The organism is Bradyrhizobium lablabi (assembly GCF_001440475.1).
Classification (GTDB): Bacteria; Pseudomonadota; Alphaproteobacteria; order Rhizobiales; family Xanthobacteraceae; genus Bradyrhizobium; species Bradyrhizobium lablabi.
In genome coordinates, this window is sequence record NZ_LLYB01000071.1 from 60,073 (window position 1) to 83,193 (window position 23,121).

The 23,121-nt window shown below is 62.6% G+C and carries 22 protein-coding genes and 1 pseudogene; 12 read left to right on the top strand and 11 right to left on the bottom strand.

The genetic code is table 11. The features are described 5' to 3' along the window. Positions 1–8 precede the first annotated feature (8 nt). The 9 genes and pseudogenes from CQ14_RS17785 to CQ14_RS17820 all read right to left on the bottom strand — a co-directional run bounded on the left by CQ14_RS17785 (position 9) and on the right by CQ14_RS17820 (position 8,762). Entirely contained in the window at positions 9–389 is a 381-nt protein-coding gene (locus tag CQ14_RS17785) for a carboxymuconolactone decarboxylase family protein (RefSeq protein WP_057859148.1), read from the bottom strand. Positions 390–415: 26 nt separating this feature from the next. After that, positions 416–1,194: ABC transporter substrate-binding protein (locus CQ14_RS46405; RefSeq protein ID WP_245320391.1), on the bottom strand; the 779-nt coding region annotated here is incomplete at its 5' end. Positions 1,195–1,248: 54 nt separating this feature from the next. Beyond that, a pseudogene (locus tag CQ14_RS46410) lies at positions 1,249–1,653 on the bottom strand (ABC transporter substrate-binding protein); the annotation flags it as partial. Between the two features lie 35 nt (positions 1,654–1,688). Continuing rightward, positions 1,689–2,924, bottom strand: a complete 1,236-nt coding sequence (locus CQ14_RS17795; protein WP_057859149.1) for an ABC transporter substrate-binding protein — start codon at positions 2,922–2,924, stop codon at positions 1,689–1,691. A 35-nt stretch (positions 2,925–2,959) separates the two neighbouring features. Beyond that, positions 2,960–3,667 carry an ABC transporter ATP-binding protein gene (locus tag CQ14_RS17800; protein WP_057859150.1) on the bottom strand — a complete coding sequence of 236 codons (708 nt, stop codon included), beginning with the start codon at positions 3,665–3,667 and terminating at the stop codon, positions 2,960–2,962. Next, positions 3,654–5,438: a branched-chain amino acid ABC transporter ATP-binding protein/permease gene (locus tag CQ14_RS17805; protein ID WP_199805548.1), complete on the bottom strand. Its 1,785-nt coding sequence runs from the start codon at positions 5,436–5,438 to the stop codon at positions 3,654–3,656. The genes CQ14_RS17800 and CQ14_RS17805 overlap by 14 nt, the downstream gene beginning before the upstream one ends. 2 nt (positions 5,439–5,440) lie before the next feature. Then, positions 5,441–6,376 carry a branched-chain amino acid ABC transporter permease gene (locus tag CQ14_RS17810; RefSeq protein ID WP_057859152.1) on the bottom strand — a complete coding sequence of 312 codons (936 nt, stop codon included), beginning with the start codon at positions 6,374–6,376 and terminating at the stop codon, positions 5,441–5,443. Positions 6,377–6,438: 62 nt separating this feature from the next. Next, the gene (locus CQ14_RS17815) at positions 6,439–7,788 is read right to left on the bottom strand and encodes an MmgE/PrpD family protein (RefSeq protein ID WP_245320392.1); all 1,350 of its coding nucleotides are present in this window, start codon (positions 7,786–7,788) and stop codon (positions 6,439–6,441) included. Positions 7,789–7,868: 80 nt separating this feature from the next. Continuing rightward, positions 7,869–8,762 (bottom strand): NAD(P)-dependent oxidoreductase, encoded by an 894-nt coding sequence (locus tag CQ14_RS17820; protein ID WP_057859153.1) that lies wholly within the window; start codon positions 8,760–8,762, stop codon positions 7,869–7,871. Positions 8,763–8,955: 193 nt separating this feature from the next. On the opposite strand from CQ14_RS17820, the gene CQ14_RS17825 reads away from it, so the two are divergent. From CQ14_RS17825 to CQ14_RS17880, 12 genes are all read left to right on the top strand, one after another. Beyond that, positions 8,956–10,332 carry an MmgE/PrpD family protein gene (locus CQ14_RS17825; RefSeq protein WP_057859154.1) on the top strand — a complete coding sequence of 459 codons (1,377 nt, stop codon included), beginning with the start codon at positions 8,956–8,958 and terminating at the stop codon, positions 10,330–10,332. A 37-nt stretch (positions 10,333–10,369) separates the two neighbouring features. Continuing rightward, on the top strand, positions 10,370–10,753 hold the full coding sequence (locus tag CQ14_RS17830) for a carboxymuconolactone decarboxylase family protein (RefSeq protein ID WP_057859155.1): 384 nt from the start codon (positions 10,370–10,372) through the stop codon (positions 10,751–10,753). 27 nt (positions 10,754–10,780) lie between these two features. Further along, entirely contained in the window at positions 10,781–11,614 is an 834-nt protein-coding gene (locus tag CQ14_RS17835; protein WP_057859156.1) for an N-acyl homoserine lactonase family protein, read from the top strand. Positions 11,615–11,860: 246 nt separating this feature from the next. Beyond that, positions 11,861–12,517, top strand: coding sequence for an HAD family hydrolase (locus tag CQ14_RS17840; RefSeq protein ID WP_057859157.1), 657 nt, complete (start codon positions 11,861–11,863; stop codon positions 12,515–12,517). 6 nt (positions 12,518–12,523) lie between these two features. Then, a complete protein-coding gene (locus tag CQ14_RS17845; RefSeq protein ID WP_057859158.1) occupies positions 12,524–13,477 on the top strand; it encodes a sugar-binding transcriptional regulator in 954 nt (317 codons plus the stop codon). 210 nt (positions 13,478–13,687) lie between these two features. Further along, positions 13,688–15,001, top strand: a complete 1,314-nt coding sequence (locus CQ14_RS17850) for an ABC transporter substrate-binding protein (RefSeq protein ID WP_057859159.1) — start codon at positions 13,688–13,690, stop codon at positions 14,999–15,001. A gap of 80 nt (positions 15,002–15,081) precedes the next feature. Beyond that, on the top strand, positions 15,082–15,954 hold the full coding sequence (locus CQ14_RS17855) for a carbohydrate ABC transporter permease (RefSeq protein ID WP_057859160.1): 873 nt from the start codon (positions 15,082–15,084) through the stop codon (positions 15,952–15,954). Between the two features lie 3 nt (positions 15,955–15,957). Beyond that, a complete protein-coding gene (locus CQ14_RS17860; protein ID WP_057859161.1) occupies positions 15,958–16,788 on the top strand; it encodes a carbohydrate ABC transporter permease in 831 nt (276 codons plus the stop codon). Positions 16,789–16,804: 16 nt separating this feature from the next. Further along, the gene (locus tag CQ14_RS17865) at positions 16,805–17,809 is read left to right on the top strand and encodes an ABC transporter ATP-binding protein (RefSeq protein ID WP_057859162.1); all 1,005 of its coding nucleotides are present in this window, start codon (positions 16,805–16,807) and stop codon (positions 17,807–17,809) included. A 44-nt stretch (positions 17,810–17,853) separates the two neighbouring features. Then, positions 17,854–18,627, top strand: a complete 774-nt coding sequence (locus CQ14_RS17870; protein ID WP_057859163.1) for an SDR family NAD(P)-dependent oxidoreductase — start codon at positions 17,854–17,856, stop codon at positions 18,625–18,627. A 28-nt stretch (positions 18,628–18,655) separates the two neighbouring features. Next, a complete protein-coding gene (locus CQ14_RS17875) occupies positions 18,656–20,320 on the top strand; it encodes an FGGY-family carbohydrate kinase (RefSeq protein WP_057859164.1) in 1,665 nt (554 codons plus the stop codon). 4 nt (positions 20,321–20,324) lie between these two features. Beyond that, positions 20,325–21,278: a carbohydrate kinase family protein gene (locus tag CQ14_RS17880; RefSeq protein ID WP_057859165.1), complete on the top strand. Its 954-nt coding sequence runs from the start codon at positions 20,325–20,327 to the stop codon at positions 21,276–21,278. Between the two features lie 50 nt (positions 21,279–21,328). On the opposite strand, the gene CQ14_RS17885 is transcribed toward CQ14_RS17880, so the two are convergent. Beyond that, the gene (locus CQ14_RS17885) at positions 21,329–22,399 is read right to left on the bottom strand and encodes a YeiH family protein (RefSeq protein WP_057859166.1); all 1,071 of its coding nucleotides are present in this window, start codon (positions 22,397–22,399) and stop codon (positions 21,329–21,331) included. A gap of 258 nt (positions 22,400–22,657) precedes the next feature. Further along, on the bottom strand, positions 22,658–22,879 hold the full coding sequence (locus CQ14_RS17890; RefSeq protein ID WP_057859167.1) for a hypothetical protein: 222 nt from the start codon (positions 22,877–22,879) through the stop codon (positions 22,658–22,660). Between the last annotated feature and the right edge of the window lie 242 nt (positions 22,880–23,121).

Genomic DNA, 23,121 nt, shown 5'->3' on the forward strand with positions numbered 1-23,121 from the left:
GGCGGCTCCTATTTCTTGTCGAGCTCGGCAAACACTTCCCTGGCGTTGCGGAACGCATCCACGCCGGCGGGCACGCCGCAATAGATCGCCACCTGCATGAAGACCTCGCGAATTTCTTCGCGTGTGGCGCCGTTGGCCAGCGCTCCGCGTACGTGCGTCTTCAGCTCATGCGGACGGTTGAGCGCGCAAAGCATTGCGAGGTTGAGGAAGCTGCGGGTCTTTCGTGTCAGGCCGTCGCGGCCCCAGACATAGCCCCAGCAATACTCCGTCGTCAGGTCCTGCATCGGGCGGTTGAAATCGTCAGCCGTAGCCAATGCCTTGTCGACGAACTCGCTGCCGAGCACGCTCTTGCGGATTTCGAGTCCACGGTCGTAGGTCGCCTTGTCCATGTTGTTCTCCGTTTCTTTTGGCGATCTCAGCTCTTCGGCCAGAATGGTTGCGCCATCGCGAGCTGCGGCGGGAACACCGTGACCGGCACGCCCGTCTGCCACTGCACGATGGTCATGCCGGCACCGACGCGGCGACCTTTCTCATCAAACTTGATCTCGCCGAGCGGATAGTATTTGGAGGGCCCGGCGTCCATGCTGCGTAGCGCCTCGGCAACCGCGACACGATCGGCCTTGCCGGCCTTCTCGAGCGCGTCCTTGATCACCCACATGTCGCCATAGGTGGAGATCGCGTTCTGCGTCATCCATGGCTCTTTGTATCGGCTCTTCAGCTCCGCGATGAGCGCTTCATGTCCCTTGGCTCCCCAGCTTGCGACGCAGGTCAACACGCCCTGCAGCAGCTCCGGGCTGACCGTCTGCAGCATGTCAGGCTCGGCGATCGCAATTCCGAAGGAAATTGTCGGAATCTTGCCCTGGCCGAGGCCGAACTCGTTCATCTTCTCCAGCAGCAGCTTTGCGTCGGAGATGACAGTCGGCAGGAAGAACAGCAGGTCGGGTTTGGCCGACCGGATCTTCTGCACCAGCGACGTGGCGTCGGCGAGCGGAGGCGTAAAGGTCTCGTCGACGATCAGTTGCAACTGGTTCTCTGCCAGAAGACCTTCGCGCATCGACTTCGCGGAGGCGACGGAAGCTGCGGTGTTGTCGGTCAGGATCGCGACCGTCTTCGGCCGCTTGCCGGAGGCGCTTTCTGCAAGCTTGATGATCTGCGGCAAGGCCTGCCGGGCCTGGGAGCCCGCGGTCGCCGAGGNTCTGGAAAACGTATTTGAAGCCGCGGTCGGTGATGAGGTCGGAGTAGGAGAGNGGTAAGGACGGGCAGGTTTGCCCGTTCCGTGACCTCGGTGACAGCGAGCGTGAAGGATGAAAGATAGGCGCCGCTCGCCGCTACCAGATCGGTTTCCTGCGCCACCATGCGCTGCGCGGCATTCTTGGCCTTCTCGGTGCTGTCGCCGGAATCGAGCACCACCAGCTTCATCTTGGCGCCGCCAAGCGCCTTGATGCCGCCCTGCGCGTTGATGTGATCGATCGCCAATTCGGCACCCTGGCGCATCACGGTCCCTGGCCGCGCGTACATGCCGGAGATCGGCACCAACAGGCCAACCTTTACTTCAGAGGGCTGCTGCGCCCAGGCACGGGATGCAATCAGCACGCTGGATGCGCCGGCGAGCAATGTTCGTCGGGTCACTTTGGTGGGGATATTCGCAGTCATGACGATCCTCCCTCAATGGTGAAAAGTATTTCTTGTCAGGATTTCTTCGGCCAGAACGGCGTGGCCTGTGCGAGCTCGGGCGGATAAACCGTGACCGGCACGCCATTTTGCCACTGCACGATGACGACACCGGCGCCGACACGGCGGCCCTTCTCGTCGAATTTGAGCTGGCCGCCCGGATAGTATTTCGAAGGTCCGGCATCCATGGTGCGGAAGGCTTGCGCGACAGCCTGGCGGTCGGCCTTGCCGGCTTTCTCCAGTGCCTCCTTCATCAGCCACATGTCGCCATAGGTCGAGACGACGTTTTGTGTCGCCCAAGGCTCCTTGTACTTGGCCTTCAGCTCCGCGATCAGCTCTTCCTGGCCCTTCGAACCCCAGTTGGCGACGATCGTCATGATGCCCTGCACGGCCTCGGTGCTGACACTTTGCAGCATGTCCGGCTCGGCGATCGTGATGCTGAAGGAGACGGTCGGGATTTTGCCCTGGCCGAGGCCGAATTCGTTGATCTTCTCCAGCCCGAGCTTGGCGTCCGATACCGCGTTCGGCATGAACAGGAGGAGGTCAGGACGCGCGGAGCGGACTTTCTGGATCAGCGGAGTGGCGTCCGACAGCGGCGGCGTCCAGATCTCTTCCACAACGAGCTGCAGGCCTTCCTGCGCGAACAGCTTTTCCTTCAGCGCTTTCGCTGTGGCGATCGAGGTGGCCGTGTTGTCCATCAGCATCGCCACCGTCTTCGGCCGTTTGCCCGACGCAGATTCGGCGAGCTTCATCAGCGTTGGCAATCCGAGCTCAGACTGCCGGCTGGCGGGTGCCGCGGTCTGGAAGATGTACTTGAAGCCGCGCTCGGTCAGCAGGTCCGAATAGGAGAGCGTCAGCACCGGCAATTCGGCGCGTTCGGTCACCTCGGTCACCGCCAGCGTGAAGGAGGAGAGGTAGGCGCCGGTCGCGGCAACGAGGTCGGTTTCCTGCGCCACCATTCGTTGCGCCGCGTTCTTTGCCTTTTCGGTGGTGTCGCCGCAATCGATCACCACGAGCTTCATCTTGGCGCCGCCGAGCGCCTTGATGCCACCCTGCTTGTTGATGTGATCGATACCCATCTCGGCGCCCATCTTCATCACCTGGCCGGGACGGGTGTAGATGCCGGACAGCGGCACGATAAGTCCGACCTTGACCTCTGCCGGCTGCTGTGCGCGGGCCAGTCCTGAGAAGCCGACAGCGGCGGCACCCGAAAGAACGGTCCGACGCGTCAATCCTTTGTTGTTCTTGTTCATCCTGCTTCTCCCTGTTTCTTTATTTTTTGAACTTGTCACATGCCGAGATAGGCCTTGCGGACCCGATCATCCGCCCGCAGCGTCTCGTTGTTGCCCTCGAGCACGACCCGCCCGGCTTCGAGGACGTAGCCGTGATCGGCGGATTCCAGTGCTTCCGCGACGCGCTGCTCGACCAGCAGCATGGTCAGGCCGGACTGCTTGCGGATGTCGATCAGCCTTTCGAAGATGAAATCCGCGGTCGACGGCGCGAGCCCCATCGATGGCTCGTCCAGCATCAGGAGCTTGGGCGAAGAGGCGAGGCCGCGGCCGATCGCCAGCATCTGCTGCTGCCCGCCCGACAGGGTGCCGGCAAACTGGCCCCGGCGCTCCGCGAGCACCGGCAGCCAATCAAAGATGCGCTCGATATTCTGTTTCCAGTCGCGTCGGCCGCTTTCGGTCATTGCGCCCATTTCCAGATTCTCCATCACCGTGAGCGACGGAAAAACCTGGCGGCCTTCGGGCACATGGGCGATGCCGAGATGCGCGCGCTGCGCCGGCGGCACCGTCAGCAGGTCGGCGTCGCCGAACATGATCCGGCCGGCGCCCGGCTGCAGGATGCCGGAGATGGTCTTGAAAAGCGTGGTCTTGCCCGCGCCGTTGGGTCCTACGATTGCAACGAACTGGCCCGCCTCGACATTGATCGACACGCCGTTCAGAACGGGCTTTGCCGAATAGCCCGCACTCAATCCTTCAATGCGGAGCATGGGCCACCCATTTCTTGCCGAGATAGGCCTCGATCACGCGGTTGTCGCGCGTGACAACCTCCGGCTCGCCTTCGGTGATGACGGCGCCGTGGTCGAGGACGACGAAACTGTCGACCAGGCGGACCATCGCCTGCATCGTGTGTTCGATGATTGCGATCGTGATGCCGTCGCGCGCGAGCTGCCGGATGACTGCGACGACCTCGTCCGCTTCTCCATGGCCGAGACCCGCAAGCGTTTCGTCGAGCAGCAGGATACGCGGCTGGCCCGCCAGGGCGCGCGCGAGCTCCATCAGACGCAATTCCTTGGTCGACAGCTCGCCGGCGACGCGATCCGCCACGTCGGACAGGCCGACGCGTGCGACGGCGTCGGCCGCAAGCTTTCTCGCTTCGTCCTCGGTCTTCGCGCGCACATAGGCGCCGACCACGACGTTGTCGAGGATCGACATGCGCAGAAACGGACGCATGACCTGGAAGGTGCGGCCGATACCGGCCTCGCAGATCGTATGCGGCCGTTCACCGGACATATTGCGGCCATCGATGACAACTTCGCCCTCATCGGGCCGCAGGAAGCCGTTCAGGAGATTGAACAGCGTCGTCTTGCCGGCGCCATTGGGGCCGATGATGCCGAGGATCTCGTTCTTGTGCAGCTTGAAGCTGACATTCTGAACGGCCTTCAATCCGCCGAAGGAGCGCGAAAGATTGCGCACTTCCAGCACGACTTCGGAAGCGGCGGCGTGCCGCCGGGCAACGGGTAAGGCTGTCACATTAGCCGTAGCCGGCTGTAATGCTTGCGGCGCGGCCGATGCTTCGGGGGTGGTTTGCTTGGCAAATCGCCTGCGCAGGAGATCGCGCAGCTTCCAGAACAGTCCCTCCGGCGCAACCAGGATTACGCAGATGATGGCAAAGCCGAAGATCACGCCCTGGATGCCGGGAATATGTGCGCCAGCTTCGGCGTGCAACGTCTCGGCCAGAGGAATCAGGATGACCGAGCCGATCACCGGACCCCATACCGTGCCGACGCCGCCGAACATGGCGACGGTGAGCGCCTGTGCCGACACCAGCATGCCGAACACAGACTGAGGGGTCACGACGAGCAGTACCTGGGCGTAGAAGGCGCCGATCGCGGCGGCGATGGCGCCGCTTAGCGTAATCGCGCGCAGCTTCCAGGCCAGCGTATTGATACCGGCGGCCTCGGCGGCGGCCTCATTCTGCTTGATCGCGAGCAGCGCCATGCCGAAGCGGGACTGCTCGATGATCCGCGTCAAAATGATTGTGGCCAGCATGATGGCCAACGCCAGCAATGTGTAGATCCGGGGATCGGCGAATTGCATATAGGCGATCGGCGCGTCGCGCTTCATCGGAAGCGTGACTTCCTGAAAGCCGAGCCACTCGAAGACGTAGAGGATGGCGAGCGGGTAGGCGAGCATGGCCAGCGCAAAGTAATGGCCCTGCAGGCGGAAGGTCGGAAAGCCGACGAGGAGCCCGGCGATGCCGCCAAGCATGGCCGCGATCGGTATCAGAAGCCAGGGAGACAGATCGAAATAGATCTGGCCGAGCGCCGTCGTATATGCGCCGATTCCGAAGAAGGCAGCGTGGCCGAACGAGATCAGGCCGGTGTAGCCGCTGAGCAAATTCCAGGACAGGCCGAACACGGCCCATACCGGGACCAGCGTCAGCACCAGCTGGTAGTAGGAGTTGGTGACGCTGAGCGAGACCACAGCATAGGCGATCGTGAAGACAATCGCAGGCAGCAGCGAACGGAATTGGCGCATGGTCACGTCCTCTCGACCACCCGCCCGAAGAAGCCTTGCGGACGGAAGAAGATGATCAGGAGGAAGACGACGAAGATCGCAGCATTCTGCAACTGCGTCGGCAGGATCAGCGTCGACATCTGCTGGACCAGGCCGATGGTCATGCCGCCCCAGAAGGCGCCGATGATGCTGCCCATGCCGCCAAGCACGACGCCGGCATACATCACGATCACATATTCAAGGCCGACGAAGGGATGGAACGGGTAGTTGGTGGCGAGCAGGCCGCCGGCGATGGCGGTGATGCCGCAGCCGAGCGCAAAGGCGACACGGTGCGCGCGGTCGACGTCAATGCCCATATACGTCGCGGCGGTGGGATTGTCGGCGGCGGCGCGGAGCGACTTGCCGATCCGCGAACGCGTGATCAGCAGGCTGAGCAGCGTCATGATCACGAGCGAGACGATGGCATCGATGCCGCGCGCCTTGTTGATGAAGACGCTGATGTCGGAGGTGAGACCCAACTCCCAGGCCGAACTCGAGAGCGGAGTACGGATCGAGGCCAGCACCGATCCGAACACGATGAGGCCTCCGTTCTGCAGGATCAGCGCGATGCCGAGCGTGAGGATCAGCTGGGCATAGTGGCCTTCGCCTTCGAGCGAGGCGGTGCGGGTGCCCGACACGTGGGAGATCAGGGTGCGATGAACGAAGTAGCCGAAGACGGCGAGCACGGGGCCGGCGAGCAGGATCGCGACGAACGGTCCGACGGCATTGCCGAACACGGCCTGCACCCCTGCGGCGGTGAAGAGGTAGAAGGCAGTATACATGCCGAGCATCATGAAGTCGCCATGGGCGAAATTGATCACGCGCATGACGCCGAAGATCAGCCCGAGGCCTACGCACATCAGGCCGTAGACCGCACCGATCAACAGGCCAGCGGCGAGCGCTTGCAGAAAACCCTCCATCAGCGGCCGCTCCCGGTTGTTGCAATGCTGGTTTCCTGGTTCACGATTCCCCCGACACTGGCTTAAGACGCTGTTCGTAAAATCTGTCCCGGCGACTCGAGCCGGCATGCCGCGGCGATGACGCCGGCATCGGCAAGCTGTTCGCAGTCGTCGATCGCCTGCTCCAGCCGGCGTGTGCGATCCTCACCGATGGCGCGCGCCGCAGCGGCGCGAAAGCGGGTTCGGATTTCGGCCGGGGTCGCAGCGACGACGTCCGAAAGGCTGTGTCGGATCGTCTTGCCGTCTCGCCGCCGGACGGTGACATCGGCGCCTTGTTTGGCGGGAAAGGCGGCCGTGAAGGCTGTGTCGCTCTCAAGATCGGTTACGGCAATGAGGCGGAGGATTTCCGGATCCTCGAGGGACGCGTAATTCTCTTCGTCGATCTCGCCGCGGGCAAGCGTAGCCGCCACGCCGAACGGAATGCTCATCTTTGCCTGCAACGCATTCCGGTAGGGGCCCTTGGCGTCGCAGCCGGGATAGCGAACCGCAGCGTCAGGCGCGCGAATGATGATGCGCTCGACCGATTCGGTTTCGGCAAGCTCGTGCGAGACGCGGAGTGCGGCTTGCGATGCGGTCTGCGCGAAATTGCACGCCGGCGCCGGCTTGTTGTAGACGGCCATGATCTCCGCCTCGCCGCCGGCAAACAGCTGAATTTCGTCTGGTGCCCGCTGCCGCCGATAAGCTGCGAACAGACCGCCTTCGCCTTCCAGGATGGTCTCGGAGGCAAGGGCGCCGGCTTCGGCCAAGGCGATGGCCTTGAGTGCGTTGGAAGCCGCGAAGCCCGGATGAAAGTACATTTCTGATCCGCCGCCATGCGGCCACTCGTTGAGGCCGCTGGAAGTGTTGGCGGCGATCGCGATGGCGCTCGTCGCAGCTTGCTCGGAAAGGCCAAGCGCAAGGCTGCCGGCCAACGCGGCGCCAAGCGGAGCCACCAGGCCGGTCGGCCGGTACAGGCGGGCGAGGTCGGAGTTGAATAAGGCGCGACCAATCCGTGCGCCGGCCTCGTAACCGATGATGGCGGCGACGAGCAGAGTGGTGCCGCGCAAGGGAGCCTGTTCGGAGAGCGCGAGCAGGGTCGGCCAGATCACCACGCCATGGTGCGAGATGCTGGCCGCATGCATGTCTTCGCGGACGAGACCGTGCCCCATCACGGCATTGGCAAATGCCGCATCTGCCGCAGATGCAAGCCGGGAGGTCCCGATGATGGTCGCGCCACTGCCGGCGGGATGGGCCGCGGCAAGTGCCTGGCGGCTCCAGGGGTGACCGCCGGCCTCGAATGCGCAGGAGAGAAAGTCGATCAGGCAAAGTTTGGTCTTCGCAACCACGTCCGGACCGAAATCCGCGAGTTCGACGGCACGCGCCGATCTCGCCATTCGCCTCGCCAACGGTTCAGTGCAGGATCCGGTCGCGCCGATCACCATTGCACCCGCTGCTCCCCTGAGATGCTTGCCGATCAGCCGCGCATCTGAACGCCGGCCCATTCCTCAACGACTTTGGCGATGGATGTGAAATCAGATGCCGCGCCATATTTGGCGTTTGTGATCGCAAGCATCTGCCGCACCACTGCGCCGCAGACCATCGGCACACCCATGGCTTCGGCTTCGTCAACGCAGAGCCGAACGTCCTTGTAGGAAAGTCCGGTCGCAAATCCGAAATCGAACGTGCCGGGCAATACGGCGCGCGGAAACTTGTCTTCGGACGCACTGTTGCGGCCGCTGCTGGCATTGATGATGTCGATCAGGACCTTGGCGTTGACGCCACCCTTGACGCCCATCGCCACCGCCTCCGAGGTGATCACCAGCGCCGCGGCCGCCATCAAATTGTTGGCAAGCTTGGCCGTCTGGGCCACGCCGGGCTTGTCGCCGGTATAGAACAGCTTGCCGAAATTCTTCAGGATCGGCTGCACTGTGTCGTAGGTCGCCTGCGGGCACGACACCATCACAGCCAGCGTGCCGTTGACGGCGCCCTTGATGCCGCCGCTGACAGGCGCGTCGACCAGCGTCATACCCTTGGCTTTCAGGCCTTCGGCCACCAGCTTGGCAGCGCCCGGGCCGGTCGTCGACAGATCGACCACGATGCGCGCGCGGTTTCCGCCGATAATGCCGTCGGGGCCAAGCGCGACGGCCTTGACGATGTCGGGGGTGGGCAGGCTGGCGAGAACGATTTCCGCGCGGGAGGCGACGTCGGCCGGCGATTTGGCCTGTTGCGCGCCGCGCTCGAGCAGCGGCTGCATCGCCTCGCTCTGGGTGTCGTAGACGACCAGCGAATAGCCGGCGTCCATCAATCGCCCCGCCATGGGTCCGCCCATGCGGCCCGTGCCGATTACGCCGAGCGTCTCTCCCGCCATCGTTCACTCCCTGTCGCGCGTCTCAAAGGCGAGCGCGCTGTTGTTGTTCGCTTGTCGTCGTCGCGGCAGCGGTTTCCCGTGCCACGTCGTCCTAATTGTTAAGATTGTCAGTCAATCTGTCAAGCTTAAGATTTTGAGGTCGACAGTTGGCCGCAGGTCGGCTTAAGGTTGGAAAAACGGGGAACGCGCTCAGGTGTTGCAACAAGAGGTTTTAGGCGTCAGCAGGACACTCGCCGAATTCGTTGCCGCCACGTCGTCGGCGGACGTCGCGGCGCAGGACCACGAGGCCAAGCGATCGATTCTCAATTTCTTCGCGACTGCCCTCGGCTCGGCCCGCGATCCGGCGGTCACGATCGCATTAAGGGTCTTGTCGCCGTTCAGCGGCGCCGCGACCTCGTCGATCATTGGCCGGGCCGAGCAACTCGATGCGATGGGCGCCGCGTTCGTCAACGCCATCTCGGCCAATTTGCTCGATTTCGACGATACTCATCCGGAGACGATTATTCACCCGACAGCGCCGGTTGCGGCTTCCGTGTTTGCACTCGCGGAAGCGCGCTCGCTGTCGGGACGCGACGTGTTGACGGCGTTCATCCTCGGGGTGGAGGTCGAGTGCCGCATCGGCAACGCGGTCTCACCGAAACACTATGCGCGCGGCTGGCACATCACTTCGACCTGCGGGATATTCGGTGCCGCAGCGGCTTGCGGCAAACTGCTCGGGCTACCGGTGGACGGCATTGCCAATGCCATCGGCATTGCCGCCAGCCAATCGGCCGGCAATGTCGAGAATCTTCCGACCGCCGCAAAGAATGTGAGCGTCGGGAATGCTGCCCGAAACGGCCTGTTCGCAGCAGTGCTTGCACAGCAGGGATATGAAGCCGCGCCGCGTGCCATCGAGGGCCCGCTCGGCTGGGCGCGCGCCATGGGCGATGATCCCGATCTTGAGCGCTTGCTTGGCGGCCTTGGCCGGACATGGGAGATATCGAAGAACACCTATAAGCCCTATCCGGCGGGGATCGTGTTTCATGCCGTCATCGATGCCTGTTTCAAGCTCCGCGAACGCATCGGGGAACGGATCGACCGGATCGACTCGGTGACGGTGCAGGGGTCTGCGCTGTTACTTGCACGCGGAGACCGGCCAGTCAGGAACGAGCGCGATGCCCGCGTCAGCATTCACCATTGCGTCGCCTGCGGCATGGTGATCGGTGCGGCCGGCGTCCAGGAATTTACACGCGAAACGGCATCCCGGCCGGACGTTGCAAAATTCAGGGAAAAGGTGCGGGCGGAACTCGATCGTTCCATGCCGGACGGCGCCGCGCGGGTCAGCATCCGACTGGCTTCGGGGGAGACCATCACCGAAACCGTGATGTCTCCGCGAGGCAGCCTTGCCGATCCGCTCGGAGATCGTGAAATCGAAGCCAAGCTGCGTGACGGCTTGCAGACCGGCGGCAGCGGCTGGGATGCCGAATCCATCATCGAATCGATCTGGCAATTCGAAGCATGCGGTGACATCCCCGGTCTCATGCGCCGTGCGCGCACCGGGCCGGCTCCGCACGCGGCCTTGAATCATTGATCAGATAGAAATGCTCTTCAAAGTGAAAGGACGATCCATGAGCAAAAGCGAGCTGTTCGAAAAGGGCCTCAAGGTCCGCAAGGAAGTTCTTGGCGAGGACTACGTCAACAAGTCGATCGCGGGCGCCGATGAATTCACCCGCACAATGGCGGAATGGTCGACCGAGTTCTGCTGGGGCGCGCTATGGACGCGGCCGGGAATGGACCGGCGAACCCGCAGCATCGTCAATCTGGCAATGCTCGGCGCGCTGAACCGGCCGCATGAACTGAAGTTGCATGTAAAGGGTGCGCTGAAGAACGGCCTCACCAAGGACGAGATCAAGGAAATCCTGTTACAGGTGGCGGTCTATTGCGGCGTACCTGCCGGCATTGACGCCTTCCGCAACGCGCGCGAAGCGTTCAATGAGGTCGAGGCAAAGTAGTGAAGCGCCGGAGCATCGGGAAATCGCATGGCTGAGCAGGAATACGAACTCTTTGCCATCCGTTATGCGACCCGCGATGCGCGGCGCAGCGATCATTTCATCGGCGGCGATCCGCATGACGGGCCAATGCCGATGGACTACTTTATGTGGGTGGCGCGAGGAGGGGGGCGCACCTTTGTCATCGACACGGGCTTCAATGCGGAAGTGTCGGCGAGGCGGAAGCGTACGTTCCTGCGTTGTCCCGTAGAGACGCTTGATGCGTTCGGCATTGATGTGAATGCGGTTGAGGACGTGATCCTCACGCATTTGCATTATGACCATGCAGGCAATTTCGACCGGTTTCCGAATGCGCGCTTCCACCTTCAGGAGCGCGAGCTGGCGTATGCCACGGGTCGCTTCATGCGGTTTCCGAGGTTGTCGCATTCCTTCGAAGTCGAGGACATCTGCGGGATTGTGCGGCTCAACTATGCCCGCAGGATCTTGTTCTACGATGGCGATGCCGAACTCGCTCCCGGTTTGACGATCCATGCGGCAGGCGGCCATTCAGCCGGACTTCAGTTTGTCCGTGTCAGGACCCGCCGGGGGTTCGTCGTGCTGGCCTCCGACGTCAGCCATTTCTATGAGAACATGGCGAGCGAGCGGCCGTTTACGACCGCCCTTCATATCGGCGAAATGCTGGAGGGATTCGATCGGCTGCTCGCATTGGCGCCGGACGAGAGCAACATCATTCCTGGCCATGATCCGCTTGTCATGAAGCTCTATCCGGCGCCGAGTCCGGAATTGGAGGGCGTTGCCGTACGCCTCGACGTGCCGCCATCGGGGACCGCGCCGGCTCGTGCTCACTATCAGTCGGGGCGCTAGCCGATCTCGATGTGACCTCGACGGAAGCCATGCATCGAGCGCGATTCACTTGCCGTGCCTGCTGTCCGGCGCAGCACTTGGAATCGGCATCGGCTCAACGACTTTGAGGATATTGAGAGCGCCGATCTCCTGGCGAACCCGGGTAGCGGGCAGGTTGCCCGGCACAAGATGCCCATTTTAGGCACAGAAACCGGGTTATTGCCCAATAGCTGGGTATATGCTCTTATCGGGATCGGAAAACCTGCGATGATAGCGCCCGATCTCATCATCTTCGATTGCGACGGAGTGTTGGTCGATAGTGAAGTGCTGAGCTGCCGTTGTCTCTCGCATGCGCTCGCGGGATACGGCATCAAGCTCGACGTCGATCAGGCGCTGGACTTGTTCCTTGGGCGAAGCTTGACGGCGGTTTTCGAACATTACGAAGCGCTGGGACGTTCGATCCCCAGCCAGTTTGCAGCCGAATTGAGAAAAGGCGTTCGCGCTGCGTTTGTTTCGTCGCTTCGTGCCATCGAAGGGGTGAATTCAATATTGAAGGAGTTGCAAATTCCGCATTGTGTGGCCTCGTCCAGCGATGTCGATCGGGTGTCTCTCTCGCTTTCCCTGACCGGGCTGGCGTCGCATTTCGACGCACGCCTCTATACCTCGCAGATGGTGGAACGGGGCAAGCCGGCTCCCGACCTCTTCCTCTACGCGGCCGAACGGATGCAGGTGGATCCGCATCGCACGCTCGTGATCGAGGACAGCGTTAGCGGCGTCAGGGCAGGCAAGGCGGCTGGCATGACCGTCTGGGGATTTGTCGGAGGCAGCCACTATCAATCACGCGACGGCAGGGACATTCTGCTTGGAGCGGGGGCCGATCGCGTGTTCGAGCGAATGGCCGATTTTTGGCGAACGGACCAGTAGGGATAGATGGCTACAGCCGACAACGAAAAATCGCGCCTCGACGAAGCCGCGCGGGCCGGCTGGCTCTACTTCATTGCCGGTCACACCCAGGACGAAATCGCCAAGATGCTGCAGGTTTCGCGCGCATCCGCGCAGCGCCTCGTCTCGTTGTGCCTTGCCGAGCGTCTGATTACTTTCCGCCTGGAGCATCCGATCGCAGCCTGTATGGAGCTGGCAGCGCGTTTGAAGGACTCATTTCATCTCGCCTATTGCGAAGTCGTACCGACCGATCCGGCGGCCCCCTCGTCGGCGACCGGCATCGCCGAGCGCGCCGCCAACATCCTGGAATCAACGTTGCGCGCCGAAAAGCCGGCCATCGTGGCGCTTGGCACCGGGAGAGCGGTGCGGGCTGCCGTCGAGCGCGTATCCCCGATCGATTGTCCGAACCACCAGATCGTGTCGCTGGTCGGAAACATTTCCGCCGACGGCTCGGCCAGCTTCTTCGATACCGTCGGCCGTCTCGCGGATAGGACCAAGGCGCGCCACTATCCGATGCCGCTGCCGTTTCTGATGTCGTCCGAGCGCGAGCGTGACCAGATGCTCAAGATCGATCCGATCGCCAAGGTGAGGGCGGTCGCCGCCAAGGCCGACCTGCGGCTGGTCGGGGTCGGGCAGATGGATCAGCAGGCGCAAGTCCGCGTCGACGGTTTCGTCTCGCGCGAGGAACTGCTCGAGATGATGCGGCTGGGCGCCGTCGGCGAACTGACCGGCTGGGCGTTCGACGGCGAGGGCCATCTTATCAAGGGCGGGACAAATCTCCGTCTCACCAGCATCCCACCGCTGGTACCCGCCCAGGCCCTGACCATCGGGGCAGCGGTCGGCCGTGCCAAGGTTTCAGCGATCAGGGCGGCCCTGAAGGGGCGGCTCCTCAACGGGCTGATCACCGACGAGGCGACGGCGGGCGCCATCCTCAAGCCGTAGCGAACCGCCGTCGCTCAACCTCACCCGGCAGGCGGCGCGGCCGAAAGCGATTGCGGGATCGGACCGCATCGCACCATCTCCTTCCTCCAAGTTCAGTGCGCGAGTCCGATTCCGATCCTTGACAAGGTCTGCACTCGGTGTGAACATAAATGCAAGGCGTGGGCATATGCTCAATGCCAATAAGGCTCAATGCCAATAAGGGAGGTTACCGTGAAGCACGTCCTTGGCGTCCTCCTGGGCGCGGCTACGCTGTTGGGCACAGCCCCTTCCATCGCGCAGACAACCCTGACCATCGCCACCGTGAACAATGGCGATATGATCCGGATGCAGGCGCTGACCAACGAATTCACCGCCAAGAACCCCGACATATCTGTGAAATGGGTGACGCTCGAAGAGAACGTCCTGCGGCAGCGCGTCACCACTGATATCGCGACCAAGGGCGGACAGTTCGACGTGCTCACCATCGGCACCTATGAGGTTCCGATCTGGGCCAAGAAGAACTGGCTCGTTCCGCTCGACAATCTCGGCGCTGACTATGACACGGCAGATCTGCTTCCAAAGATCCGCGATGCCGTATCGGCGTCGGGCAAGCTGTATGCCGCGCCGTTCTACGGTGAAAGCTCGATGGTCATGTATCGCACCGACCTGTTCGAGAAGGCCGGCTTGACGATGCCGGAGAAGCCGACCTGGGACTTCGTGATCGACGCGGCGAAGAAGCTCACCGACAAATCCGCCGGCGTCTACGGCATCTGTCTGCGGGGCAAGGCGGGCTGGGGCGAGAACATGGCGTTCCTGACCGCAATGTCCAATTCGTTCGGTGCGCGCTGGTTCGACGAGAAATGGGAGCCGCAATTTGACAAGCCGGAGTGGAAGAAGACACTCTCGACCTATGTCGATCTGATGAAGGCCGCCGGCCCTCCCGGCGCCAGTTCGAACGGCTTCAATGAAAACCTCGCGCTGTTCAATTCCGGCAAATGCGCGATGTGGATCGACGCCACGGTGGCGGCGTCCTTCGTCACCAACCCGAAGGATTCCAGGGTTGCCGACAAGGTCGGCTTTGCGCTCGCTCCGAACGCAGGGCTGGGTAAGAACGCCAACTGGCTGTGGGCGTGGAATCTTGCGATTCCCGCGGGCTCGAAGAAGACCGTCGCGGCGGAGAAGTTCATCGCCTGGGCGACCAGCAAGGACTACACCAAGCTCGTTGCCTCCAAGGAGGGATGGGCCAACGTGCCGCCCGGCACCCGGACCTCGCTCTACCAGAATCCGGAATATCTGAAGGTCGCGCCGTTCGCCAAGCTTACGCTTGCATCGATCGACGCTGCCGATCCGAACAAGCCGACCGTGCAGCCGGTGCCTTACGTCGGCGTGCAATATGCGGCCATTCCGGAATTCCAGGGCATCGGCACGGCCGTCGGCCAGCAATTCTCGGCGGCACTGTCTGGTTCCTCGACCGTGGACGCCGCCCTCGCAGCCGCACAGTCAGCCACCGAACGTGAAATGAAACGCGCCGGCTATATCAAATAGCGTGTAACGCCACTGTTGGCTGCCGGCCCGGTCATGGCCGGCAGCCGACATCTCCTTTCGAGAGATAGCCGGAGGCAGTGATGGCAACGCAGCAAACCCAGGTCCTCGGTAGGGCCCTGCTGACGCCGGCCGTCGCATTGCTGTTCATCTGGATGATCGTCCCGCTCGTCATGACGATCTATTTTTCCACGCTTCATTACAGTTTGCTCGATGCTGAAGCCTGGAGGTTCGTCGGGCTGGAGAACTTTCGATACTTTCTCACCGATCCCGCTTTTCTGACCGCCTTGCGGAACACGCTGGTGCTGGTCGGATCGGTACTTGCGATCACGATTCTGCTCGGAACGCCGCTGGCTCTGCTGCTCGATCAGCAGGTGGTCGGGCGCAGCATCGTCCGGCTGATGGTGATCGCGCCGTTCTTCGTGATGCCGACCGTCAGTGCGCTGGTCTGGAAGAACCTCCTGATGCACCCGGTGTCCGGGCTGTTCGCCTGGATCGCGACGCTGGTCGGCGCAACGCCGATCGACTGGTTCAATGATGCGCCCCTGCTCGCGGTGATCCTGATCGTGGCCTGGCAATGGCTGCCGTTCGCAACCCTCATCCTGCTCACCGCGTTGCAGTCCCAGGACGAGGAGCAGAAGGAAGCGGCCGAGATGGACGGGGCGAGCGCGCTTTCCACCTTCATCTATCTCACCCTGCCGCACCTCGCGCGGCCGATCACCGTCGTGATCCTGATCGAGACCATATTCCTGCTGACCGTGTTCGCAGAGATCTTCGTCACGACCGGAGGCGGACCGGGCCTGCAGACCACCAATATCGCCTTCCTGATCTACTCGCAGGCGCTGATCCAGTACGACGTCGGCAACGCCTCCGCCGGCGGACTGGTCGCGGTCGTGATTGCCAATATCGTGGCCTTCTTCCTGGTGCGGATCGTCGGGCGGAATCTGGAGGCGTAGGCGATGGCGCGCAGGGTGACGGCGAGGCGCATATGGGTGTCCACGGCTGCCGCGTGGTTGTTCGGATTTCTGATTTTCCTGCCCATCCTGTGGATGGTGCTGACGAGCTTCAAGACCGAGCTCGAGGCGTTCTCGATGCCGCCAAAATTCCTGTTGTTTCACTGGACCACCGAGAACTACGTGACGGTGCAGGAGCGCAGCGACTACCTTCATCATGCGGTCAACTCGCTTCTCATTGCCGGCGGGTCAACGCTGATTGCGATGATCATTGCCATTCCGGCGGCCTGGTCGATGGCGTTCGCGCCAACCCAACGTACCAAGGACATTCTGCTCTGGATGCTCTCGACCAAGATGATGCCGTCGGTCGGCGTGCTGGTTCCGATTTACCTGATCTTCCGGGACTTCGGTCTGCTCGACAGGCGCGCCGGACTGGTCATGATCCTTTGTCTCGGCAATCTGCCGATCGTGATCTGGATGCTCTTCACCTATTTCAAGGAGATTCCGAAGGACATTCTGGAGGCGGCGCGGATGGATGGCGCGACCATCGGGCGCGAGCTCGTCTACGTGCTGACGCCGATGGCCGTTCCCGGCCTGGCCTCGACGCTGCTGCTCAATTTCATCCTGGCGTGGAACGAGGCGTTCTGGACACTGAACCTTTCGACATCGGACGCAGCGCCGCTCACGGTGTTCATCGCTTCCTATTCGAGTCCGGAGGGCCTGTTCTGGGCCAAACTGTCCGCCGCCTCGACGCTCGCCATTGCCCCGATCATCATTCTCGGGTGGTTCACGCAGCGGCAACTCGTTCGCGGGCTGACGTTCGGCGCCGTCAAATAGCAGGGGATCAGGAATCATGGGCCAGATCACGTTGCAGGGAGTCCGCAAGTCGTTCGGGCCCGTCAACATCATCAAGGATGCCAATCTGGATATCGAGAACGGCTCCTTCGTGGTTTTCGTCGGGCCGTCCGGTTGCGGCAAGACCACGCTGTTGCGCCTGATCGCCGGACTTGAGGATGTCACGGGCGGACAGATCCTGATCGACGGCAAGAACGTGGTCGATGTGCCGCCGGCCAAGCGCGGCCTGTCGATGGTGTTCCAGTCCTACGCGCTCTATCCGCATATGAGCGTCCGCGGCAACATCGCCTTCGGCCTGAAGATGGCGGGCCTGCCGCGTCCGGAGATCGACCGCAAGGTGGAGGCCGCGGCCGCCACGCTGAACCTGACGCCTTATCTCGATCGAAAGCCGCGTGAACTTTCCGGCGGACAGCGCCAGCGCGTCGCAATCGGACGCGCAATCGTGCGCGAACCCAAGGCGTTCCTGTTCGACGAGCCGTTGTCCAACCTCGACGCCGCGCTCCGCGTTCAGATGCGCCTCGAAGTGACAAAACTGCAGAAGCAGCTCGGCACCACCGCAATCTATGTCACGCATGACCAGGTCGAGGCCATGACCATGGCGGACAAGATCGTCGTGCTCAATGCCGGCCGGATCGAACAATATGGTTCGCCACTGGAATTGTACGAGCGGCCTGCAAACCTGTTCGTGGCCGGCTTCATCGGTTCGCCGAAGATGAATTTTGTGCCCGGCGAGGCGGCCGGCGAGCCCGGCGTCGCGACGCTCGGCATCAGGCCTGAGCATCTGAAGATTGGCAAGGAGGGCGAGGGCTGGCCGGGCACCGTGTCAGTGGCCGAGCATCTCGGCCGCGACACGTTTCTCTACGTCGATGCAGGCACGCTCGGGATGCTCACGGCGCGCGGTGTCGGCGAATTCAGCCTGAAAGCCGGCGATCGCGTGTGGCTTTCGCCCGAGCCAGCCCGGCTGCATCGCTTCGACAAGGAGGGGGCGGCGGTCCGGGCCTGAGCGGCGGCGCCGACTGCGGGGCAAGCAAACAGGGAAAACAATAAATGTATCTGGAAAAATTCAGGCTGGATGGCAAAACGGCGCTGGTGACAGGCGCCGGCCAGGGAATCGGACTTGCCTGCGCCGAAGCGCTCGCCGAGGCGGGAGCAAAGGTCGTGATCGCGGACCGCGACCCGAACGTCGCCCAGACCGGTCATGCAAGCCTCAAGGCCAAGGGCCTGGATGCCGAAATCGTCACGATGGATGTAACGGACTCCAGGCGGGTTTCCGAGATTGCAGATCAACTGGCGTCGCGTTATGGCCGGGTCGATATCCTCGTCAATAATGCCGGAATCGCGCGCAGCGAAACACCGGCCGAGAGCGTGACCGACGAGCACTGGAACAACGTCATCGACGTCAATCTCAACGGCACGTTCTGGTGCTGTCGCGCCTTCGGCAAGCATATGCTGGACGCAAAGTCGGGTTCCATCGTGAACATCGGCTCGATGTCCGGCTTCATCGTCAACAAACCGCAGGAGCAGTGCTACTACAACGCCTCCAAGGCCGCAGTGCACCATCTTACCAAATCGCTCGCGGCCGAATGGGGCGGGCGAGGCGTTCGGGTCAACGCCGTGGCGCCGACTTATGTCACCACGCCTCTCAATGCATTCGTCAAAAGCAACCCGAAGATGTACGATGCCTGGATCGGCGGTACGCCGATGGCGCGGATGGGGGAGGTCGACGAAATTGCCTCCGTCGTTCTGTTCCTGGCGTCGGACGCCGCCAGCCTGATGACCGGGAGCGTCGTCCTCGTTGATGGCGGCTATACGTGCTGGTGAGCTGGCGCTGATCTGAAGCGGGGTTGTAATGAGGCATGCCTTCGTCGGCATCGATGTCGGAACATCGAGCGCGCGCGCCGGGATATTTGACGAGAATGGAGGCCTGCTGGCGACCGCGCGGCATCCGATCACGGTGTGGCACGAGACGGGCGGTGTCGTTGAGCAGTCGTCGTCTGATATCTGGGCGGCCTGCGTGGCCTCGGTCCGCGCGGCAATGATGGAGGCTGCGCTTCCTGCTTCGGCGGTCAAGGGTATTGGTTTCGACGCGACCTGTTCACTTGTGGTGGTGGACGCCGCCGGCAATCCGCTGACGGTCAGCACATCCGGCGACATCAGGCGAAATGTCATCGTCTGGATGGACCATCGCGCGATTGCCGAAACCCGCCGGGTCAACGAGACGCGGGACGATGTGCTCCGCTATGTCGGCGGTTCGATCTCGCCGGAAATGGAAATTCCAAAACTGCTTTGGCTGAAACGGCACCTGCCATCGACCTATCGGTCGGCCGGTCATTTCTTCGACCTTGCCGACTACCTGTCGTTTCGGGCGACCGGGTCGACGGCGCGCTCGATGTGTACGCTGGCCTGCAAATGGAATTATCTCGCCCACGAACAGCGCTGGAGCGGCAGCTATTTCGAGCGCGTCGGTCTTGGCGACCTTGCCGCGGACACATATGCGAGAATTGGCAACGAGATCGTCGCACCGGGAACGGCGCTGGGCGCGGGCCTGACCAACTCTGCGGCGCATGATTTCGGCCTGCTCGAGGGAACGCCGGTCGGCGCGTCACTTATCGATGCGCACGCCGGCGGCGTGGGCACGATCGGCGGGCGCGGCAGGTCGGGTGAGCCGGTCGATGTGTGCCGCCGTCTTGCCTATATTATGGGGACGTCGGCCTGCATCATGGCGACAACGCGCGAGCCATGCTTCGTCCCCGGCGTCTGGGGTCCCTATTATTCGGCAATGGTTCCCGGGTTCTGGCTCAACGAGGGCGGACAGTCCGCCGCTGGCGCGGCCATTGATCATCTCATCAGATCTCATCCTGCCTATCACGAGACCGCCGCAGCGGCCCACGCTGCCGGTATTGAAGTCCTGGAATTTCTCGAGCGGCGCATTGTCTCACGTGTGGCAGGTCCCGGCGAAGCGGCGTCCCTTGCCAGAGACATCCACGTTCTGCCCGAGTTTCTCGGCAATCGATCGCCGTTTGCCGATCCTGACGCACGTGCGGTCGTTGCAGGAATGGATCTGGACACCGATATCGGCTCGTTGGAGCGGCTGTTCGTGGCTGGGCTTTGCGGGCTTGCCTATGGTCTTGCGGATGTCGTGGACGCGTTTCGATTGCACGGCGTCGAAAGCGATATGATGGTGATCAGCGGCGGCGCGGGGCGCAGTCCGCTGGTCCGCCAGATCATGGCGGATACGACGGGCCTGACCGTTGTCGTCCCCGAAACGCAGGAGCCGGTCCTGCTCGGCGCCGCCATGCTCGGCGCCGTTGCGGCGAAGTCTCGCGGATCGATCGGTGAAGCCATGGCTTCGATGTCGGCGATCGGCCGTCTGAGCGAACCCACGGCGCCCGGAATGGCGGCCTTCCATCGTACCAAGCGGAAGGTTCATGGGCTGATGCGAAAGCTCGACTCTGAAAGCCGCGATGCGATGAAGGGCATCGAATCGATCGTCGGAATTGACACGAAGAAATAGGATCATGCTGCTGAGCTGCGGAGATGCCCTGGTTGATTTCCTACCGGTCAAATCCGCTGATGGGCGCGACGCGGCCGTGCCGGTGGCCGGGGGATCCTGTCTCAACATCGCCGTCGGCATGGCGCGCCTGGGTGCGCCAGCCGGGTTTGTGGGTGGTATTTCGACCGACCTGTTCGGGCGCATCATAGCCGACCACGCGCTTGGCTCGCAGGTCGACCTTCGCTATGCGACGCGCAGCGAACATCAGACGACGCTTGCATTCGTCCGTCACGTGGGCGGCGAGCCACAATATGCCTTCTATGACGAGGCGACGGCGTCCCGACGCTGGACCTATCGGCGGGGGTCCATTCCCTTTGACGAGATCGAAGCAATCCATATCGGGTCGACCACGCTCACCCACGACGAGGGGGCCGCTCAGGCGCTTGCGATGATTGGGGACGCGCGCGGCGCAACAACCGTTTCCTTCGATCCGAACTGCCGACCCAATTTGGTCCGGCACAAGGCGCGCTATGTCGACCAGATGGACGCATTTGCCGCCGCCGCCGACATCGTGCGGATGTCCGATGTCGACTTTGAATTTCTCTATGGCGGCCGTGATTACGGGGAAAGGGCGAGATCGCTCATTGCCGCCGGTGCAAGCCTGGTCGTTGTCACGCGTGGTATCAGGGGAGCTCAGGCATGGCACGGCGAGGCGGGTCTGGTTGAGGTCGCGGCGCCGGCAACTGATGTGGTGGATACAATCGGGGCAGGCGACAGCTTTCAGGCCGCTCTGTTGTTCGCTTTGCGTGCCATTGGGCGGATCAAGCGCGGAACACTGGTGCAAATGAATTCGAAAGAGCTCGGCCGGGCATTGTCGTTTGCGTCGGTTTGCGCCGCCTTCACATGCGGGCGCGCCGGGGCCGATCCTCCGCGGCAATCAGATGTTGGCTCGGCGTTCCCTCATCTTCTGGCCGGATAGATCGCAATCTGACGGACGACGCTCTCTCGCGAACAAAGTGTGACTTCCGGTCACCGGAAGAGGTACACGAGCCCGATGCTCAAGCCCAGCAGGAGAAGCAGCGACAGCGTGACGGCAGCGGTGACCCTTCCGCCGACAGTCGAGAGCACCCGCACGTCGACGCCAAGGCCGAGTGCGGCCATCGAGAGCACGGTCAGAATGGCCGCGGTCTTTGTCACCGGCGCGATCACCAGGTCCGGCACGAAGTGGAACGAGCGCAGGGTCGCCAGCGCCAAAAAGCCGGTGATGAACCACGGAACCAGCTTGAACGCGCTGATGGCGGCGACTTTCGTCTGATCGGCGTGGCGCTTGCGGCGGCGGGCCGCGACCAGCGAGAGGACGACCACGATCGGCCCCAGCATCAGCACGCGGACAAGCTTGACCAGCGTGCCGATTTGCGTGCTGACGATGCCGGCGGGCACAGTCGCCGCCAGAACCTGCGGAACGGCATAGACGGTGAGGCCCGCCAGAATGCCGTATTGCGTCGCCGACAGACCGAGCAAGGGAATCAGGAGCGGCAGGCCCAGCACCATCAGCACGCCAAGGATCGCGGTGAACGAGATCGAGGAGGCGACATCATCGCCATCGGCGCCGATCACAGGTGCCACGGCGGCGATTGCCGAATTGCCGCAGATCGAATTGCCGCAGGCAATCAGGATCGACAGTTTTGTCGGCAGCCCGAGCATGCGGCTGAGGCCAAAGCTCACCGCGAGCATCACCACGACCGTGGCGACGATCGCGCCGATCAGGAGGTAGCCGGAGGCGGCGATCGCACTAAAGCTGAGCGACGCGCCGAGCAGCATGACGGCGACCTCGAGCAGTTGCTTGGCACTGAAGGCAATACCGGAACGCCAGCGTTCGGATGGCTGCCAGACGGTGCGAATAGCCATCCCGAGCAGGATCGCGATGACCAGCGCTTCGACGTAAGGATGAACGAAGATATGCTCTTCGAGGCGTTGCGCGCCAAGCGAGACGGCGGTGATGGCGCCGCAGAGCACGAATCCTGGAATGAGGGCGAGGCCGCGGCCGAGCAGACCGGGGCGTGGCTTTCCGTCGTCAGAACTGTTTGCGGGCGGCGACACTTATCCTCCTTGGAGAATAATTTATGCGCCGGGCCGCACAGGCTCGCTAGTACATTTTCGGATTGTGCCCATTCAGAGAGGTTATATCCTACAACCTGCATTTGCAGGCATTGATGTCGTCATCGTCCCGACGGCGACAATCGACCGTCAGATGAGGCCTGGGCGGTTCAAGGCAATCCTGCAGCGGTCGCGTTCAGGCGGATCATCGACGTACGACCACCGCACAGCCCGACGGGAACGGCGCTTGCCGGCAGGATGTCAGAGCGAGGCGAGCAAGCTCTGCGCCCACGCAACGGCGCGCTCGAAGGTGAGGTCGCTTGGCTCGAAAAAGACCGCCCGCGCCAGCACGATGACGCCGACAAGCCCCCAGAACAAGCCAATGCCGGCCGATTTTAGCCATTTGGATGCGCGTACCGGCTCGGTCGAAGGATCGACCGCCGGGACTGGCTCTCCAAAGGGATCGAATGCGGATCGGCTCATGATAGCTTCCGTTTCGCTGAGGCTAATTTCGCCAATCGCGGCGCGGAAGCAAGGGTAGGGATGTGCCTTTTTTGGCAGCGACGTGGAAACACGTTTTCCGCGGCCGCCTTGGAATGGGGCTTTCTTCTATCGGCCGGAAATGTAGCCCTCAGCCTGCGAGAAATCCGCCATCGACGGTGAAGACGTGCCGGTCGCGTATTGCGACGCCGGAATGCAGCGAAATGCAATGTCCTCCGGCTGAT